This is a genomic window from Bacillus sp. PDNC022 (assembly GCF_016919285.1).
Classification (GTDB): Bacteria; Bacillota; Bacilli; order Bacillales; family Bacillaceae; genus Bacillus; species Bacillus safensis.
Map to the genome: position 1 here is coordinate 2,084,357 of NZ_CP070345.1, position 15,550 is coordinate 2,099,906.

General features: G+C 44.7%; 12 protein-coding genes. 3 read left to right on the plus strand and 9 right to left on the minus strand.

What is annotated here, in order from left to right; genetic code table 11:
- Nucleotides 1–38: 38 nt before the first annotated feature.
- Complete coding sequence (locus tag JVX94_RS10850) at nt 39–311, plus strand: acylphosphatase (protein WP_024426625.1); 273 nt, start codon at nt 39–41, stop codon at nt 309–311.
- A 259-nt stretch (nt 312–570) separates the two neighbouring features.
- On the opposite strand, the gene JVX94_RS10855 is transcribed toward JVX94_RS10850, so the two are convergent.
- A complete protein-coding gene (locus JVX94_RS10855) occupies nt 571–1,458 on the minus strand; it encodes a LysR family transcriptional regulator (protein ID WP_203129431.1) in 888 nt (295 codons plus the stop codon).
- Nucleotides 1,459–1,575: 117 nt separating this feature from the next.
- On the opposite strand from JVX94_RS10855, the gene JVX94_RS10860 reads away from it, so the two are divergent.
- Complete coding sequence (locus JVX94_RS10860; RefSeq protein ID WP_205183049.1) at nt 1,576–2,973, plus strand: MFS transporter; 1,398 nt, start codon at nt 1,576–1,578, stop codon at nt 2,971–2,973.
- A 318-nt stretch (nt 2,974–3,291) separates the two neighbouring features.
- Here JVX94_RS10860 and JVX94_RS10865 read toward each other — a convergent pair whose 3' ends face one another.
- Together JVX94_RS10865 and JVX94_RS10870 are read right to left on the minus strand one after the other, a co-directional pair.
- Nucleotides 3,292–4,398 (minus strand): nitric oxide synthase oxygenase, encoded by a 1,107-nt coding sequence (locus JVX94_RS10865; protein ID WP_205183051.1) that lies wholly within the window; start codon nt 4,396–4,398, stop codon nt 3,292–3,294.
- Nucleotides 4,399–4,502: 104 nt separating this feature from the next.
- Nucleotides 4,503–5,060: a PadR family transcriptional regulator gene (locus JVX94_RS10870; RefSeq protein ID WP_205183053.1), complete on the minus strand. Its 558-nt coding sequence runs from the start codon at nt 5,058–5,060 to the stop codon at nt 4,503–4,505.
- Between the two features lie 112 nt (nt 5,061–5,172).
- Here JVX94_RS10870 and JVX94_RS10875 point away from each other — a divergent pair, with 112 nt between their 5' ends.
- Nucleotides 5,173–5,658, plus strand: a complete 486-nt coding sequence (locus JVX94_RS10875; protein WP_008341777.1) for a phenolic acid decarboxylase — start codon at nt 5,173–5,175, stop codon at nt 5,656–5,658.
- Between the two features lie 186 nt (nt 5,659–5,844).
- Here the strand turns inward: JVX94_RS10875 and JVX94_RS10880 are convergent, their stop codons facing one another.
- The 6 genes from JVX94_RS10880 to JVX94_RS10905 all read right to left on the minus strand — a co-directional run bounded on the left by JVX94_RS10880 (nt 5,845) and on the right by JVX94_RS10905 (nt 15,543).
- Nucleotides 5,845–7,476 carry a M14 family metallopeptidase gene (locus JVX94_RS10880; RefSeq protein ID WP_205183055.1) on the minus strand — a complete coding sequence of 544 codons (1,632 nt, stop codon included), beginning with the start codon at nt 7,474–7,476 and terminating at the stop codon, nt 5,845–5,847.
- Nucleotides 7,477–7,653: 177 nt separating this feature from the next.
- Nucleotides 7,654–8,952, minus strand: coding sequence for an Mg(2+)/citrate complex secondary transporter CitM (gene citM / locus JVX94_RS10885; RefSeq protein ID WP_024426631.1), 1,299 nt, complete (start codon nt 8,950–8,952; stop codon nt 7,654–7,656).
- 191 nt (nt 8,953–9,143) lie between these two features.
- Nucleotides 9,144–10,121: a tripartite tricarboxylate transporter substrate-binding protein gene (locus JVX94_RS10890; protein WP_205183057.1), complete on the minus strand. Its 978-nt coding sequence runs from the start codon at nt 10,119–10,121 to the stop codon at nt 9,144–9,146.
- Nucleotides 10,122–10,124: 3 nt separating this feature from the next.
- Nucleotides 10,125–10,820 (minus strand): response regulator, encoded by a 696-nt coding sequence (locus JVX94_RS10895; RefSeq protein ID WP_025092679.1) that lies wholly within the window; start codon nt 10,818–10,820, stop codon nt 10,125–10,127.
- A 3-nt stretch (nt 10,821–10,823) separates the two neighbouring features.
- Nucleotides 10,824–12,419: a sensor histidine kinase gene (locus JVX94_RS10900; RefSeq protein WP_197198148.1), complete on the minus strand. Its 1,596-nt coding sequence runs from the start codon at nt 12,417–12,419 to the stop codon at nt 10,824–10,826.
- A gap of 139 nt (nt 12,420–12,558) precedes the next feature.
- Complete coding sequence (locus tag JVX94_RS10905) at nt 12,559–15,543, minus strand: exosporium glycoprotein BclB-related protein (RefSeq protein ID WP_240193754.1); 2,985 nt, start codon at nt 15,541–15,543, stop codon at nt 12,559–12,561.
- Nucleotides 15,544–15,550: the final 7 nt, after the last annotated feature.

Sequence of the window (15,550 nt, forward strand, 5' to 3'; positions counted from 1 at the left end):
GCAGGCTATGGTACGATGTGAAAAAAGGAGTGATGACCATGATTCATTATCACGCCATTGTAAAAGGACGTGTACAAGGAGTCGGCTTTCGTTATTTTGTTCAGGGAGAAGCCGTCAATCGTGGAATGAAAGGCTGGGTACGCAACACAGATGAAGGTCATGTCGAGTTAAAGGTAGAGGGTGAGCAGCAGAAAGTGATTGATTTCTTAGAGACTGTCCGTAAAGGAAGTCCTTTTTCAAAAGTCACCGACATGCAAATGGAGCCGCTCACTGAGCTGGCTCATTATCAAGATTTTCGAATAAGATCATAAAAAAACCTAGCTATTTGTAAACATTATTCCTATTCATGATAGTTAAACGGAGCGTTCGTATTATATAGTTCAGCCAGAACTTTCTGGTTGAACTTTTTTATTTAGATTTAATCTATCAGCAGCCAGGCTAGAACGTACGGGGGCGTGGGACATTGATTCCGTCAAGTAACTGTTCACCACCTACTTGTAGAAATATGTTTGAGGCTGGTTGGGACTTAGACCTCGTATAACATCGAATCGGTACGAGTCATGCATAAGATTAATTGGACTGGTTCGATATTGCCTCAAAATAGTCTAGAACTACCTTGCGAAATTCCAATGAAGCTTGCGTCATGTATCGACTTGTATGCCATAATAAAGCGATATCACGTACAAGTTCATGATTCTCAACTTGCAAATATTTAATCTTTTCCCATGATATTTTTGCTGTGCTTGGTATGAAGGCAAGTCCAATTTCAGCTTCTACAAGACTGATTAAACGTGTAGGTTCATCGCCCTCATACACATATTTAAGGTCAATTCCAGCCGATTTGCATACAGAGTCTACTAAATCACGAGTGCCGTATCCTCTTTTCACACCGACAAAGCATTCATCCTTAAGTTCTGTTAAACATACGCTAGTTCGGTCTGCCAGTCGATGCCCATTAGGAACTGCTACAAGAATGGGATCAACAAAGACTACTTGACATTCGATGTCTTCACCTTGAAAAGGAGAGGACGACAAGCAAAAATCGACTTCGCCTCGATGTAAAAGCGTGACCATTTCCAGTGTGGTCAGCATTTGCACATGAAATTGTATATTAGGACGTTTTTTACGAAACTCTCGCATAATCTGAGGCAAAGTGCTTGCTGTGGTTACCGCAAGCTTTAGTGTGCCAGATTCTCCTCTAGACAAATCGCTAATCTCCTGTTTTCCCTGTTCCAACTCAAACAAAGCCCTTTCCGCGCGACGAATGAATTTGTTGCCAAATTCATTTAATCGCAGTTTCCTGCCTGTGCGATCAAATAAAGGTACCCCTAAATCTTCTTCCAGACGCTGAATCGTTTTGCTTAGCGACGATTGCGTAACGTGGAGGCTTCGTGCAGCTTCAGTTACATGCTCTAATCGAGCTACCTCTAGAAAATATTGTAGTTGAAGGAGTTCCATTTCATTTTCTCTCCAATCATTCCTTTTGGTCAATGATATCATAACTTTAAATGCGTTGGAATAAATGTAAAATTCCAAGTAAGATATCAATGTAACAAATTTAAAGGGGGAGAAAAAATGAATTCTCGTAGCAGATGGTTAATGATATCCGTTGGACTAGGAATATTATTAAACCCTTTAAATTCATCAATGATTTCTGTTGCTATTGCTAGGTTGCAACATGTGTATAGCATTGATTTTACTGCTGTTTCCTGGATTGTGTTTTCATTTTATATCGCTAGTGCTATCGCCCAACCTGTCATGGGGAAGGCTAGTGATTTATTCGGCCGGAGGAAGATATTTCTGGCTGGTCTTGTTGTATCCTTAGTTTCTTCTATTTTGGCTCCGTTTTCTCCAAATTTCGGATGGCTTATTGTGTTCAGAATCGTACAATCAATCGGAACTAGTATGCTGATTGCAGTTGGAACAGCTATAGTACGCATTCATATTACAGAAAAGCAATCAGATGCTTTAGCAGGTTTATCAATTTTCCTATCCGGTGCGGCAGCTATAGGACCTTTTGCCGGAGGAGTACTTATTCAATGGTGGGACTGGCCAGCGATCTTCATCGTCAATACCCCGTTTGTAGTGGCGAGCTTTATATTAGCTTGGAAAATGATTCCTAATGATGGTCCAGCAGCAACGGTTTCACATGACATGTCGTTTCGAAAATTACTGGGTGTGATTGATGTGCCAGGAATTCTGCTCTTTGCGGTGGGTCTTATTGCCCTTCTAGTTGGCTTGCTGGCAGCTAAATCATCTGGGCATTTCTCTATGTGGAATATCGTTGTTGTGCTAATCGGGCTCTTTGCGGTGGGAATATTCGTACGACATGAGCTAAAAACAGTGTCGCCATTTATTCCTTTACGCACCTTCGCCAAATATCCAGGGATGACTTGGGTCAATATACAATACTTGCTAGTTAACTTACTTTATTATTCACTCTTTTTTGGGATTCCATCATACCTGCAAATGGTACGTCATGTCAGTGAATTCCAGACAGGGATTCTTATGTTAACTTTGGGCTTGAGTTCGATTGCAGCTTCGCCAATAGCAGGGAAATGGGTCGGTAAATCAGGACCCAGACCTGCATTGATTGTATCCTCATTACTGATGGTAGTAGGGGCAGTGTGGATCGTGACATGGACGCAAAGTTCACCAGTCATCAGTGTGTGCCTGGCGTTAGCCGCATTCGGTTTTAGCAACGGGCTAAATGCTGTTGGTATGCAGGCAGCTTTGTTTAAAAGCTCTCCAAAAGAAATTGCTGGTGTAGCATCTGGCCTATTTAATACATCGAGATACTTGGGAACAATTTTATCTTCACTGTTGACAGGTATCATTATGGGAGGTGCGTTCACCTTTACAGGATTCCGGTTGCTGGGGGTTTTCCTAACGGTCATTGCATTGATCTTAGTATTTATAAGTCTGCGACTCAGAAATTCTGAGCAATTGGATGAACCGAGTACAAGCAATTAAAACAAAAAAATAAAAATTGGAGTTGAATGTTATAACAACTGTTAATATCAAGGAATGGTCCTCATGGGGTCAAACTTGGCAGGGAATGCAAAAGGATAAACAACCCCAGGGTGAGAAAGTCATCAAGAAGTGGAATGCGAGAGCGCAAACTTTCGCCCATTGTTGTAGTAAGGAAGAGATCTTTTGTGGTCATCATAAATAAAAAGGGATAGATATCTATCCCTTTTGTTTTAATCAATTTAAATGTTCAATACCATATTAGAGGACACGTGTAATATGATAAAAGACATCTTTTTATGGCATTACATATAGCTCTCGTTAGGCTTTTTCTGTCCTGTGATAGGGCTTGTCTTGATAAAAATAGTTTGGTTTCACAATGGTATTGTCGTAATGCTTGTGGAATATGTGGGTAGCAGCTGGTGATACTGGCGGAATCAGCCATGTCCAGTCCCCAGTCAGCTTGCGGTCAGCCTTCTCTTCCTGCTTTTCAAACTGCTTGAATTGATGTGCTGCTGTATGGTGATCGACAATGGTTACCCCTGCTTCGCGATAAGAATGGAGAACCGCCACATTCAATTCGACAATGGCTTTATCCTTCCAAAGGGACGAATTCTTGGTTGTATCCAGTCCTAAAAGAGAAGCGACTTTTTTCAGCATATTGTAGCGGTTTTCATCCGCTAGGTTGCGGGCACCAATTTCTGTGCCCATATACCAGCCATTGAACGGTGCAGCGTTGTAATGAATACCGCCAATCTCTAATTTCATATCAGCAATAATCGGAACTGCATACCATTTCAGTCCTAAATCTCGGAATCCATCATATTCAGGATGGGTGATCTCTACCTCTTGGACGATTTCTTTCGGAAGCTCATACAGAACAGGCGGCTGATCCTTTAGCTGAAACATGAGAGGCAGAATATCAAAATGTGTGCCCTCCCCTTTCCAGCCATGGGCTTCACATAACTTTGTTAATTCAAGAGATGCCTCGTCGCCGATGATGCCATATTCCGTCTCATAGCCTGCATAACGAATGAGCTGATGATTATAAATGACGACTTCCTTCTGCCTGTTATTCTCTGGGGGAAAGATCGTAATGGACGGTTTGATTTTCCCGCCATTTGTCGCATACTCAATATGATGAAAGAGCGCCTCTTTCACCTCATCTTCTGTCTTTACATGCCGGCAGTCATGCACGTGCAAGGTCGACCAAAACAAACGGCCAATGCAGCGGTTACTGTTGCGCCAAGCCATTTTCGCCCCGTGAGCTAATTCCTCTAGTGTATGCGTATAAATACCTTCAGACTCAATTTCTCTTTTTATTTCATGCAGACGTGCTGCTTTCTCTTCATTTGACTTATTTAATTCTTCATAGCATACAGAAATAAAAGCTTCTGCTTCATTCCACAACGCTTCTTGATTACTCAAACATACTCGCCTCACTTTAATACGAATATATCCATTGTAGCGGTTTCTATTAATAAATTCACTCGTTTCAAACCATTTTTTATCATATCATCCGACCATTGTCCTTAGGCCATAGATGAATCAATACGTTTAAGGGTCTTTTGGAGCCAGCTGACATAGCCTTTTTCTCTTTCAATTGCTCTTGTCAGCACTAAGTAATGCCCAAATTGAGCTGAATGCAGTGATTCAGCAGAAGGGTCTTCCTCTGTCAAAGCGTGCAGCTTCTGTTCCAGTATGTCTACTTTCTTAGTGCGCTCTAGCAGTTGATATGCAAATAGGTCAGCCGCTTCTTTTTTGTCCATGGAGGAGATGAAAAAGGTTTTGAGCATGAATTCATCCTTTGTTGTTTCTGGAATCGGATCTTTTGTTCTTAACCACTGACGCAATTCTTCTTTTCCTGCCGCTGTGATTTGATAGACCTTCTTCTCCAGCTTTTTTCCTTGTATGTGAATATCAAATTCAATAAACCCTTCCTCTGTAAGACGCTTCAGTTCAGGGTAAATCTGACTGTGCTTCGCACTCCAAAACTGTCCAAGGGAATCCTTAAAATGTTTCGTGATATCGTATCCCGTCAGCTCACGCTGATCAAGCAAGCCAAGAATGGCATATTTTAGTACTCTCATGATGGGCCTCCAACGCTTATTCTTTGACAATAGTATACCATAGACTTTAAAATAAACATGTAAATCACAACATGTTTGAAAAAACATCATTCTAATGAAAGAAGGAATAAACATGGATCAATTCGTTGGACTTCATATGATTTATACGTATGAAAATGGCTGGGAATATGAGATTTACATTAAAAACGATCACACCATTGATTACCGCATTCATAGCGGAATGGTCGGAGGCCGATGGGTCCGTGATCAAGAAGTAAATATTGTGAAGCTGACAAAAGGCGTATACAAAGTCTCTTGGACAGAACCAACTGGGACAGACGTCTCTCTGAACTTTATGCCTGAAGAAAAACGCATGCATGGCGTCATCTTCTTCCCGAAATGGGTGCATGAACGTCCAGATATCACCGTTTGCTATCAAAATGACTACATCGATCTCATGAAAGAATCTCGTGAAAAATACGAAACCTATCCGAAATATGTTGTCCCAGAATTTGCGGACATTACGTATATCCATCATGCAGGTGTGAATGACGAAACCATTATCGCAGAAGCACCATATGAAGGCATGACAGATGAAATAAGAGCTGGACGAAAATAAAAAAAGCGGCACGCCAAGTGCCGCTTTCAGCGTGTAGACAAACCCTCGCATTCGTTGTCAGGTCTGCGTGCCGGTGCTCACGAATGTACAATTCGCTCCGCTCAGGTACTCGTCCTTCCTAGGGCTGCAAAGGTTTTCTATCACGCTGAAAAGAAGACAAAGGATTAAAACAATTTTAGTCCTTTTTTATTGAATGCCGAGCGTCTTTTGAGGAAGCACGAAACGATAGACTGGCAGTTCATCACCTGCTTTTGAAGCAATAAACCCTGATGACATATAGCTGTCCTTTGATTCTGGTTCAAGGGCAAGTGACAGCAAATTGGTTTGCGGCTGTGCCGTGACATATACCTTTGTTCCTTTTGGCAGCTGGCGTTTCTTGTCAACGAGTTTTGTTTCAAGCTGAATATCTGTTTTGCTCTTTTCCTCTCGCTTTGTCACCTGATAGGCTTGTACCGGCACTTTCATGCCAGCCGGCAATGTGACACTTTTTAATCCTAATGTTCTGAGTTTCTTTTCTACTCCTTCATGCCCAGGAAGAATGAGATAAGCTGTCGGCCGTTCTCTTGTTAAGACAGGAACAGCATCGCTCGCACTGTGAAAGCGTACAGGAACTTGAGTCGTTTGTCCTTTCTCAATATCAACCATTTCCAGCGAGTCTTTGACAGGTGCTTGGAAATCATCTTGAATGACCACTTGATCATCATCATTTGGCTGCAGTCCTTTTTTGACCAGCTTCAGCCGCTCCGTCACCATTTGCTGCTTCACCTGCTTGGCATGTTTCACTGTAGTTTCAATGATTTTTTCATGGGTGGCTACTTGTGCAGCAACACGGCGGGCAAAATCCTCTCTTCCAATCCCAATCCCTCTGCTTTCTACAAGAAATGACAGGGCTGGCGAAAGCGCAAGGGCATTACGGCCAATTCGCGCATCCGTTCCACCTTCATAGATGTCAATCTTTCCATCCTTTCCTCTTGTATTTGTATAATACAAATCGTTAGAAAACCCTTTATTCGTCAGCGTTTCACGAACTCCGTTAACGTATAACTCATTTGATGTCAGCCGGATGCTTTCAGGAATGTTTAAATTCTTCCCTGAAAGAATAAGCAAATCATGATATTTGAGAGCGCCTGATGAACCGATATTTTCAAACTGCTTTTGACCCACATCGTATTCATGGGCATCAATAACTACCTCTGGCACATACCGATTAAATTCTTGATGCAGGGCTGTCAGTTCTGGAGATTCTAATGTCATATGATCACGGTTTCCGTCTAATCCGTTTGCAAGTCGGCGGTCAAACGCATAAGAACCATCAGGATTAATTCTTGGGACAATGATGATATTGACATGATTGAGTATATGCTCTCCTTCTTCACCTGCTAATCGTTTTGCAATGACGAGAGCAGATTCACCGGAGGCTGGTTCATTTCCGTGTATTTGTGCTTGGAGCCAGATTGTTGGCTTTTTTGAAAGTGGAGTGATAGAGCGATCCTTTGTAAAGTACAGGGCCGGAATGGACCTGCCTTCAATGGATGTTCCAATCTGTTTCTGCGTGGCATATGGGCTTTTGCGGACAATGTCTTTTAAGAAAGCTTGAAGCTCTTCTTGTGTCGTAAATGCTTCTCCTTTTTTCTGAAAGGCAGGGGTATCAAATGTCTCGCCAGGCTCAGGGTATAGCTTTTTCACTGAAGCCGGCTGTTCATAACTCTTTCCATAATAAGGGGTTTCTGCATGAGCTGAAGCTGGGCTCACCATCGACAAAATTCCTGCTATGAGACATACAGCAGCAAAAAGAATCGTGCCTTTTCGTTTGGACATGCTATCCTCTCCCTTCGTTGATTTGCATTATAAAGAAAAAAACAGCAAAAGTGTCAGTATTTTTCAAAAATAAATCTTTTGGAGGAACAGGCATATCTTTGTCTAGGGCAAATGAATGGAGCTTGCCCGGCAATATGACCTAAAAAAAGTGCCTGCTCACAGCAGACACTTTTTTATTTACCAGATGGAAATGGCCCCAATGAGTACCGCCACGACAGTCATAGCGACGACTGCCAGCACAGCCCATTTCATCCCAAATTTCTGATGCTGATCCAGTGATACGCCAACAAGTCCAACAAGTAAATGAGTCGATGGAACAAGTGGACTTAACATATGAATCGGCTGTCCAATAATAGAGGCTCTGGCAATCTCAATTTTATCGACACCGTATGCTGCCGCTGTTTCTGATAGGATTGGCAGTACGCCATAAAAGTATGCATCATTCGGCATAAAGAAAGTAAAGATCCCGCTTGTTAATGCGACAATGACTGGAATAAAGCCGCCAAGCTGCTCTGGAATTGCAGATACAATCGAAATCGCCATTTCATCGACCATTTTCGTTCCAGTTAGAATACCTGTAAAAACACCTGCCGCAAAAATCATCGAAGCAATGGCTAAAACGTTTGTTGAGTGAGCCGCAATTCGCTCACGCTGCTGGTCCAAGTTCGGATAGTTGACGATAATCGCCACACAGAAAGCAAGAACAAATAGAACAGTTAAGCTGACTTTACCTGATACAAGCAGCAGCACCAATAACAAAGTCAGCGCTAGGTTAAACCACCAAAGCTTCGGCCGTTTGATGTCATCTTGCAGTGCCGCTGCCATTTCATTTGCATGAATCGGCTGGTCAAGTTCAATCACACCGAGACGTTTTCTTTCAGCTTTTCCAAGAAAATAAGCAACAATAATCATACTGAGAACCCCTGCACCAATGACCGGAATCATCGGGCCAAATAAAAGTGAAGGATCGACGCCAAGTGCACTCGCCGCTCTAGGTGTAGCTCCTCCCCATGGGATTGTATTCATAATTCCCATGCCAACCCCGGCAATACCCGCTAAAATAATTGGACGGATGCCAAGCAGCGTAAATAGTGGAAGCATCGCTGTTGTTGTAATCATATACGTTGTTGTTCCGTCACCATCAAGAGCAACAAGCATCGTCAGGACAGCTGTTCCGACCACGATTTTTAATGGATCGCCTTTAACGATTTTTAAAATTTTCGCCACCATTGGATCAAATAAACCCGCATCAATCATAATGCCAAAGTACAAAATCGCAAACATGATCATGACCGCTGTTGGTGCGACTTGCTGCACGCCTTTGACAATCATGTCTGAAATTTCAGTAAAATGAAAACCTGCAATAAGAGCAAATGCAATCGGTGTTAACACCAATGCCGTTAAAACAGACATACGTTTCGTCATAATCAAAACCATAAATACAATCATCATAAGAAATCCTAAGATCGCTAACATATTGTTCACCCCTTATGTTGTATACGCTTTCATTAATGTGTTGGTATCCCATTTCCAACCCTTTTTGTCATCATATCTGAGGTGAGAATTGAAGTAAATATTATGAATTTTAATTCTTTTTCGGTCGATAAATGCTTTTTGTTCATTTTGTTCAACCACTAGGCTTTTTGATTACATGAAAAAAAGCGGTCTTATTCGACCGCTTGTTCTCCTTGTATCAATTGCTCATATTGCCTTAATTGATCTTCCATAAAGATCTTTGCCTCTTTGCTGTTCATATAACGACTTGTCCAGCCCTTTTGCTTTAATCGCTTTTTCCAAGACTTCGTTTTCGTCATTTTTTGAAGAAGCTGATCCCATTCACGAATGTCATGCTGACTCATTTGTTTTGGGCCCATCACACCGCGCCAATGGGAAAAGATGAGCGGAATGCCCTGCTCTTTCCATGTCGGCACATCTTCAAATCCATCTAAGCGCTGGCTGGTTGTCGTCGCTACGAGCCTCAGCCTCTTTTTTTCATAATCATGACGAACCTCTGTAATGGTAGTCGTTGCTGCATCCACCTCATGGTTAATGAGCGCCTGAAATAAATCATCTGCACTGTCAAATTTCAAAAATTGAATGCGATATGGATCAATCCCTGCCATTTCTGCTGCACGGGCGAAGGAGATTTGATCATCATTTCCAAAGTCAGGGGCAAACCCAATTTTTAAGGAATCTGGTTTTTTCTTGAGTGCGTGTAACAGCTCTTTCCCATTTGAAAAAGGAGAATCCACTGGGACTGCGACGACCTGCCACTCTTCTGCAAGGATTGCCAGCGGTGTCACATCATTCATCGTCACGTTACTGCTGCCAAGCAAATTACGGCTTAACAATAAGCTTGAATTTAAACTGATATAGTTGGCTTCCCGCTCCATCATGTATGTCCACCCTTTATCCACCGTTCCGCCTCTTTGATAAAGAATGTTCACAGGCCGTTTCACCAGCTTCTCTTGTTCAAGCACTGATTTCATCACCTGAGCCGTTTGGTCAAATCCTCCCTCAGGTACACCCGACACCACAATATATAAGGAGTTTTGCTGCAGGAAAGAATTACCGGCCTTTTTTTCATTAAAGGTGAGCGTCATACAAAGGCAGAGCACGATCACAAAAAATATTCCTTTTTTCATCTTTTATGACTCCGCTTGTTTAGCAGGATAATATTTCCGTTCAGGTCTGCCAATGATTCCGTATGCAAGCTCTGCCCGGCATTCCCCTGTTGTGACGAGATACTCTACGTACCGTCTTGCAGTTGTACGTGATGCCCCCATTTTTTCCCCGAGTTCTTCTGCTGTAATCCCGCTATTCTCTGATGCCATCAATGTTTTCACTTTATCCAAGGTCAGTGAATTGATGCCTGTGGGGAGATCTCTGTCATCCCTTTGTTTTGGCTCTTCCTGCATCTGTCCAAAAAACAGATCGATCATCGTTTGATTGACTTCATCCTTTGAATTGATGATGTCTTTCTTCTCTTTATATTCGGTTAAGACTTGTGCAAACTTTTGTGCGGTCACCGGTTTGATTAAATAATGAACCACTCCGTAATGAAGCGCATCTCTTAAAAGCGTTGTTTCTGTTGCAGCCGTGATTATGATCACATCTACTTCCGGACAGCGTTCTCTTAAAAGCGGCAGCAAGTTTGTGCCGAGTTCATCAGGCATATACACATCAAGCAAAATGAGATCGACTTGTTCCCTTTGGAGCGCCTCCCACATATCCTTTGCACTCTTTGCCTTTCCAGCGACCTTAAATCCTTCTATCTTTTGTATATAAGATTCATGAATGGCAGCGATTCGAAAATCATCCTCCGCAATGAGTACCTTAATCACCATCTATTCCCCCTTTGTGCCTTTCGGTATGTATACAGTGAAGATGGCACCGCCTTCTTTTTGGTTCGCAACTTCAATCCAGCCCCCAAGCTCGTCCAATACTTCTTTCACATTCGCAAGCCCATAACCTCGTCCTTCTCCCTTTGACGAATGACCTCTTGTGAAAATCTGTGACAATTCCTCTTCATTCACTCCATCACCTGAATCTGACACTTCTATGATAATATCAAACCCAATATCTGTGATGAACAGGTCAACCTCGCGCTTCTCCTTATTTAATACAGCTTCAAAAGCATTATCGACGAGATTGCCAATGATGGTGATAAAGTGAGATAGAATTAAATGAGCTGGGAGCGGCTCAAGTGAGCTATTTTCATCAATGTGAAATTGGACTTTCTTCTCAGATGCTTTCCCTAACTTGCCAAGTAAGATGGCTTGTATTTTAGGAGACCGAATCTGCTTCATGAGTAAATCGTGCTGACGGTTTTGCAGGTGATATTCTTCTTTAATTAAGTCGATGGCTTCATCGACTTGCTTCAGCTCAAGCAGGCCTAAGATGGCGTACAGCTTATTTGAGAATTCATGTGTTTGTGCCCTCAGGTCTTCTGAATATTGGCTGACCTCTGTTAATGTATCCAGCAGCTTCGTCAGCTCTGTTTTCTCCCTGAAGCTCACAATCCCTCCAAATGCTCGATTGTCCTGCATTACTTTTTTCACATTTAAGACATAGGTTTTATCATTGACGACGGTTTCGATGTTAGGTTCAATCGTCTCTGACTTTAAATAGAGAAGAAGTTTGGCATTTGGCAAGACTTGATCAATATGGAGGGGCAGCTCTGATGAGACGCGCAGCATGTGCTCAGCTGATGTATTCATCATCGTAATCGCGCCTTTCTGGTCAAACGCAATGATCCCTTCTTTTATAGCGAGCAGCATCGCTTCTCTTTCTCGATACAATGAAGCTATTTCATGCGGCTCCAGCCCTAATGTATCTTTGCGAATACTCTTCGTTAAAAAAATTGCACCGAATATGCCCGGCAAGAGCACAAGAAGGGCAATATAGCTAAGCTTCAATAGCTGATGAGCTGTCGCTTGATCAATTTCCTTTTTTAAAAATTCGACGGTGACTGTCCCGATAATTTCTTCATGCCCTTCTGTTTCTTTCATAATGGGCGCACTGCCTCTGACAACGGTTTCACCATTAGAATCATCAGTTGATATGGAAGTTCCTCCAAATAAGAGGGTACTTCTTCCTTCCGATACACTGATGGTTTTTCCTACGTCCTCATGGTTCGTATGAACAAGGACCTTTCCTTTTCGATTGGAAATGAAGATGGCATGTGCTCTTACTTGCTCCTTCATTTGCTCAAGCACTGCCTGTTCTTCATTTTGGGACGCTGATAGAGCCACCGATGCTTTAATGGGCGGCATATATGATATCGTTCTAGCGGTCTGCACCGCCAGCTGTTCAGCTTGCCCCTGCCTTTCTGATGTCTGCAAAAAACCAAAACAAATAGTTAATAATGCAATGACAACAAGCAAAAGCCCGATAATTAACCCCAAAATTTTCGTTTGTAAAGTGACTTTCCTTTTGCCCATTCTCACCGCTACAACCCCTAATTCAGTAGATTCATCCGAATAGACTCTAAGAAAATGATATCATTTTTTCTTACTAAGTTAAGAGAAAATTCTTTCAAAGAAAAAGACGACTCAAAATCGAGTCGTCCCTGTATGCCTATTACGTGATCGATAAACCAGCACTCGCATAGCCTGCTACGGTATTCACTAAGGATAGACCTGTAGCTGATGCGGAGAATACAACAAGCAATCGTGTTTCCGGTGTAACTGGTACATTTAGACCAGTTGCAATACCGTTTGCAATCGCACCCAGCGTTAAAACACCGGTTAAAGCTGGGGCTAATGTGACACTCGCTACTTGAGTGAAACTATTATTTGGTGTTGGTGAAGCGAATAGACTAGCCGTTACGGTAATACTCGTGCCGATTAAAGAAAGAGCTGCTGTTGTGCTGAAATAACCTGCAAATGACGTGATTGTTCCAGCTCTTGGAACTGAGAACGCCATGTTGAGTAAAGTTCCTGCAGCACCTGTTAAATCAATGATTCCGCCTAAAATACTGACACCTGTCGCTGAGTTACCAAATCCGATCAAGCTGGATGTTCCAACGAGACCACCTGCAATTGTTGTCAGGACAGCAGGTGAACCTGAAGCAAACGGAATGATCGCACTCGATCCTGTTGGACCTGTAGCGCCTGTGGCTCCTGTACCTGTGACTCCGGTGGCTCCGGTTACTCCTGTTGCACCAGTTGCTCCGGTGACGCCGGTAGCCCCCGTATCTCCTGTTGCACCAGTTGCTCCGGTACCCGTAACTCCCGTTACACCAGTTGCTCCGGTCACTCCTGTTTCTCCCGTGGCTCCGGTTAATCCAGTTGCACCGGTCGCTCCTGTGACTCCTGTTGCTCCGGTCACTCCTGTTTCTCCCGTGGCTCCGGTCACTCCTGTTTCTCCCGTGGCTCCGGTTAATCCAGTTGCACCGGTCGCTCCTGTCACTCCTGTTGCTCCGGTCACTCCTGTTTCTCCCGTGGCTCCGGTTAATCCAGTTGCTCCGGTCACTCCTGTTTCTCCTGTGGCTCCGGTTAATCCAGTTGCACCGGTCGCTCCTGTGACTCCTGTTGCTCCGGTAACACCTGTTTCTCCCGTGGCTCCGGTTAATCCAGTTGCACCGGTCGCTCCTGTGACTCCTGTTGCTCCGGTTAATCCAGTTGCTCCGGTAACACCTGTTTCTCCCGTGGCTCCGGTTAATCCAGTTGCTCCGGTCACTCCTGTGACTCCTGTTGCTCCGGTCACGCCTGTTTCTCCTGTTGCTCCGGTTAATCCAGTTGCACCGGTCGCTCCTGTGACTCCTGTTGCTCCGGTAACGCCTGTTTCCCCCGTTGCTCCTGTACCGGTTGCACCCGTAACGCCAGTCGCGCCTGCGGCTGCTAATAACGTATAATCTGGTGACGTATCTGGTGTGCCTGTTGGTGGTGCTGTATTCACGATATAGGTTCCACCTTCATACGTGACCACTTGACCTACTGGATACGTCGGGGCTGCCGCTGGATCAAATGCTACTGCTCCACCTAAACCGACCCCAGTGGCGCCGGTCACACCGGTAGCTCCTGTACCTCCGGTTGCCCCAGTTACCCCAGTTGCTCCCGTGACACCTGTCGCGCCTGCGGCTGCTAATAACGTATAATCTGGTGACGTATCTGGTGTACCTGTTGGCGGTGCCGTGTTCACAATATAGGTTCCACCTTCATACGTGACCACTTGACCTACTGGATACGTTGGGGCTGCCGCTGGGTCAAATGCTGTGACTCCGGCTAAGCCGACTCCTGTCGCTCCCGTGACGCCGGTGGCTCCGGTTGGACCAATTTCTCCTGTTGCTCCTGTGACGCCGGTGGCTCCGGTTGGACCAATTTCCCCCGTTAGTCCTGTAACGCCTGTTGCTCCCGTCGCTCCTGTACCGGTTGCACCTGTAACGCCTGTCGCGCCTGCGGCTGCTAATAACGTATAATCTGGTGACGTATCTGGTGTACCTGTTGGCGGTGCTGTGTTCACGATATAGGTTCCACCTTCATACGTGACCACTTGACCTACTGGATACGTCGGGGCTGCCGCTGGATCAAATGCTGTGACTCCGGCTAAGCCGACTCCTGTCGCTCCTGTGATCCCTGTTGCACCTGTATCACCAGTTACCCCTGTGACACCGGTAGCTCCCGTTGCCCCGGTAACTCCTGTTGCCCCGGTGGCTCCCGTTTCTCCTGTGCCAGTAGCTCCGGTTGGGCCAATTTCCCCCGTCGCTCCCGTGACACCGGTGGCTCCGGTTGGGCCAATTTCTCCTGTTGCTCCTGTGACGCCGGTGGCTCCGGTTGGACCAATTCCCCCCGTCGCTCCCGTGACTCCTGTTGCGCCGGTGGCTCCCGTTTCTCCAGTTGCACCCGTGCCGGTAGCACCTGTTACGCCTGTCGCGCCTGCGGCGGCTAATAACGTATAATCTGGTGATGTATCTGGTGTACCTGTTGGTGATGCTGTATTCACAAGATACGTTCCACCATCATATGTCACCACTTGCCCCAATGGATATCCTGTCGCCGCTGCAGCATCATACGGTACGACTCCAGTTAAACCCACGCCGGTGGCTCCTGTGGCTCCAGTTGGACCTGGATCTCCTGTGACACCTGTTGGTCCTGTACCTGTTTCCCCCGCTGCTGCTAATAATGTATAATCTGCCGACGTATCCGGTGTACCTAATGGCGGTGCTGAATTGACCACATACGTACTGCCATCGTATGTCACCACTTGCCCTACTGGGTAGGTTGGAGCTACTGCTGGATCAAATGCCAAGATGCCTGTTAAACCTACGCCTGTTGGACCAATTGGACCTGCTGGACCTGCCGGACCCGCTGGACCCACTGCACCCGCCGGACCCGCTGGGCCTCTTCTTCCTCTCCCGCCTGGCGGACCTTGAATCACACAAACACAAGGATCTTTTCCGCAGCAAGGATTTTTCACTGGTTTCCTTGGTTTTTCTGATTTCCCTTTCTTACAACTATCACATTCCCAGCCATCATCCTTATACGCATCATACCAGCTTCCTTTTTGGTAGTGGTCTGTCGAATGAGTTGGATATGTTTTTCCGCATTGTCTACATCTTTTCATGGAATCA